Annotated in this window: 3 protein-coding genes and 1 pseudogene; all 4 read left to right on the top strand. The window is 58.5% G+C overall.

The window, feature by feature from the left end; genetic code table 11:
- A partial coding sequence (locus EOA33_RS27800; protein ID WP_127407099.1) for an exopolysaccharide production repressor protein occupies positions 1-211 on the top strand: 211 nt, incomplete at its 5' end.
- Positions 212-447: 236 nt separating this feature from the next.
- Positions 448-1,461, top strand: a complete 1,014-nt coding sequence (locus tag EOA33_RS27795; RefSeq protein ID WP_024505903.1) for a 1-aminocyclopropane-1-carboxylate deaminase — start codon at positions 448-450, stop codon at positions 1,459-1,461.
- 597 nt (positions 1,462-2,058) lie between these two features.
- Positions 2,059-3,216: a TlpA disulfide reductase family protein gene (locus EOA33_RS27790; RefSeq protein ID WP_126080608.1), complete on the top strand. Its 1,158-nt coding sequence runs from the start codon at positions 2,059-2,061 to the stop codon at positions 3,214-3,216.
- A gap of 324 nt (positions 3,217-3,540) precedes the next feature.
- Positions 3,541-3,721, top strand: a pseudogene (locus EOA33_RS27785) (hypothetical protein); the annotation flags it as partial.

Below are 3,721 nucleotides of genomic sequence, written 5' to 3'. Positions count from 1 at the left end.
CCTGTGCAGCAATGCGTCGATGGTTTACTTCGCTTTGGATTCGCTCCGTGTGGCAGTCGTCACGACGCTGGCCTGTTCGCTGCTGCTTCAGGCCGGCTCCTTCGGCCGCGTGCTCTTTCTGATCTGGCAGTCCTCTAGCCGCGCTCGTGGAACTCGCCACAGGGGCCAGCATGCCGATGGTTACAGGAAAGCTCGGGTACCAGTCGTCTGACTCTGATCAACTGCGGAATGCAATTTTCAGCTGTGTCCCGGCTTGGTCGAATGCCCAGCATGTGCTGCTGCTTTGATGCGCGGATGACAGGATCAGTGCTCAGACCCACACCAATTTTGGTCACCCTCTGATGACTGAGCTGATCGTATAGGGAATCTGTGTTCGGCTAACACGCGACCATACCCCTGGGCTGACCGGTGCGTAGCCGGTTCAGGTACTTTTTTGCTGGAGATAGCATGCTGGAAAAATTCGAACGTTATCCGCTCACCTTTGGACCCACGCCGATCGAGAGGCTCGACCGCCTCGGCAAGCATCTGGGCGACAAGGTGGAAATCTACGTCAAACGCGAGGACTGCAACTCCGGTCTCGCGTTCGGCGGAAACAAGCTGCGCAAGCTCGAATACATTGTGCCCGACGCGATCGCGTCAGATGCCGATACGCTCGTCACAATCGGTGGCGTGCAGTCCAACCATACGCGCATGGTCGCTGCGGTCGCCGCCAAGATCGGCATGAAATGCCTCCTGGTCCAGGAGAGCTGGGTCCCACATGATGATGCTGTCTACGACCGGGTCGGCAATATCCTCTTGAGCCGCATCATGGGGGCAGAGGTGCGCCTGGTTGACGAGGGCTTTGACATCGGCATCCGCCGCAGCTGGGAAAAGGCACTTTATGAAGTCAAGGCAAGGGGCGGCAGGCCATATGCGATACCTGCCGGCGCCTCTGTCCACAAATACGGCGGCCTGGGCTATGTGGGGTTCGCTGAGGAGGTGCGTGCCCAGGAAGAGCAGCTTGGGTTTGCCTTCGACTATATCGTCGTCTGTACGGTGACTGGTTCAACCCACGGCGGCATGCTCGTCGGGTTCGCCAAGGATGGTCGACAGCGCAACGTGATCGGTATCGATGCCTCCGCCATGCCCGCCAAGACCAAGGCGCAGGTGCTCGGCATCGCCCAAAATACAGCGAAGCTCGTCCACCTCGGAGCGGAAATTGTCGAGGCAGACGTGGTGTTGTTCATGGACTACGCGTACCCGGGTTATGGCGTTCCATCGGAGGAAACCAAAGAGGCAATCCGTTTGTGCGCGCGGCTCGAGGGCATGATTACGGACCCCGTTTACGAGGGCAAATCGATGCAAGGGATGATCGACCTCGTCCAGAGGGGCTTCTTTCCACAGGGATCGAGGGTCCTCTACGCACATCTAGGCGGCGCGCCGGCGATCAACGGGTACGGCTACACCTTTCGCAACGGCTGACGTTCGGCAGTCTGCGATTCCGCGGTCGCGCTCGAACGTGGGTAGGTAGCGTCGTTCGAGCGCTTGGCTGGAGAAGTGGAGGCAGCGACGGGCATCCACTAATTGGTACCATTACGTGCTGTCGGGGCTCAACGCCACGCGCATTGAGCGCATGCCGCCGTTGGCAACCGCGAGGCGAATTTTGACTCCGGGGCAAGAATCCACACGCGGCGGTGGCGGCACGAGGACCAAGCCGGCGAGTTCGCGCTTTCGAACTGGCGCCAAACTGCCACTGCTCGAGGACCGAGGCCAGTCTAATCACAGGCGAGCCGTCCAAGCTCTCAAGAGATAGGGCGAAACCCGACAGCGGCAGAAGACATGTCGGGTTCACGACAATCGGCCGCATTTAGCCTCGTGGAGAATTTCAAAGCATTTCCCGCCGCTTACCGGAGCTGAGGGAATTGGCACCTCCGTTGCAGCTTGATGTGCGGCAACACGGTGAGAGCTTCGCTGAAGCAAGCCAGAGGGAGCGATGCCCTCGAGACCGTGTCCGATTTTGACGGGAAAATATTCCGCGACAAAAGAGACGAAAGGTGTGGAATGACTTTGGACACCAAGATGGAACTGCGTATGGGGTCCCCGGCTCCTGCGATCAAAGTGGAGAACTGGCTGCGTGGCGAGCCCCTCACGAACTTTCGGCCCGGCAAGGTCTACCTCGTTGAGTTTTGGGCGACTTGGTGCGGACCATGTGTCGACGCCATGCCCCATTTGATCGAACTGCAGGAGAAATATGAAGGCAGCGGATTTGAGGCGGTCGGAGTTGCCGCCTGCGAACAGGGTCCTACCGCAGACGAGGCGCGGACCAACGTGGATGCCTGGCTGACCGAGAAGTTCCCGAATCTGAATTATCGTATCGGGTTCGATTACATTGGCGAAATGAACAAGCTCTGGATGGATCCCAGCTCTTCGATTGGGATTCCCACCTCGTTCGTGGTCGACCGCGACGGCCACATCGCTTTTATCGGCCACCCGGCGGAACTCGATGACGTTTTGCCGAAAGTCCTTAACGGCAGCTGGCGCAGCAGCTATGAAGCGAAAGCCGCCGATGCAAAGCGCATCGCGCATAACCAACTTGCAGCGCGCGAAATGTCGCTTACCGGGCCGATATACGCCAAACTTGAGCCGGCGATGCAGGCCGAGAATTGGACGGCGGCGCTCTTGGCCATCGAAGAAGGCCTCGCCTTGATGCCAGACTCTTTTGATTTTCGGCAGATTCATGCGGATCTTCTGCTTCACAAGCTGCGCGACATCAAGACCGGCATGCCGGTCATGCGAGAATTGGTCGAGGACGCGATCGACAAAACGTCCGACGCGGTGTCGTGGATGGCCTTGGCCCTCAACCAACTCTTCGATCCCACGATGGACAATTCCCATCTTCCGCGCGCGGAGCGCTTTGCGATGGGCAACGAGCTCTCGGAACAGATACTGGCACTCAATCCCCCGAACGGCGATGGCCCGTTTAAATACCGCCGGTACCTCCCGGTAGCTCAGTATTATTACGAGAGCGGCAACAAAGATCGCGCAATCGAGTTGATCGAGGTGGCACTGAAATCGGTGGACCGGCTGGGGCCAATTCCGGACCACACCAAACAGTACTATCTTACCCCATTGCTCGAAGCACTGGCCAACTACACGGGTGAGCCTGCCTGTCACGCGGATCTTTGTGTGGCTCCGCAAAAGAAGGCACCCGAAACTCAAAACGCAGTCACTTCCTGAGCAAGAATCGCGAAGGGACTGACAATTGGAATTGAACACTGGCCAATCCGCCCATCGAAGCTCTCTTCGCAGCAAGTATGTCGATGCAGCAGGGCGGCGGCTTGCGGCAGGTTGGATTTCAATTGCGTTGACCACCGGTCGGATCGCGGCGCAGACGATGTGCGCCGCGAATTCGCGCCGCAGGTCTCGCACTCGTGGACATGTCGAGGTCGGCCACGGGGCACTCTTGGGGTTGGCCCGCCCAAGCCATTCGTCGGCCACGCAAGCGGACCCGGAGTGGGCATCGCAGGAAAAGGAAATCGTACCTCGAAGACGAAGACTGAAATGACGAACAACGAAATTCCTCCGGTTGGCCCTGCTGTCAACAATGACGAAGAAGCCCTTGCTTCCCCGTTCGTCAAATGCCTCCTGCGGCTCATTCGTACTCAGGATTCCTTCGGCTTATGGGAAGGCCATTCGGATGCCGAGCTGCTGGCCGAGTTCATCATCACCAAGCAACAGCAAC

It is taken from the genome of Mesorhizobium sp. M4A.F.Ca.ET.050.02.1.1 (assembly GCF_003997725.1).
Classification (GTDB): Bacteria; Pseudomonadota; Alphaproteobacteria; order Rhizobiales; family Rhizobiaceae; genus Mesorhizobium.
Note: the sequence above shows the minus strand (reverse complement) of the source record. Positions and strands in the feature narration are given on the sequence as shown.

Coding starts and splice junctions, on each gene's coding strand:
- EOA33_RS27795 (WP_024505903.1), top strand. CDS start 448: ATGCTGGAAAAATTCGAACGTTATCCGCTCACCTTTGGACCCACGCCG.
- EOA33_RS27790 (WP_126080608.1), top strand. CDS start 2,059: ATGGAACTGCGTATGGGGTCCCCGGCTCCTGCGATCAAAGTGGAGAAC.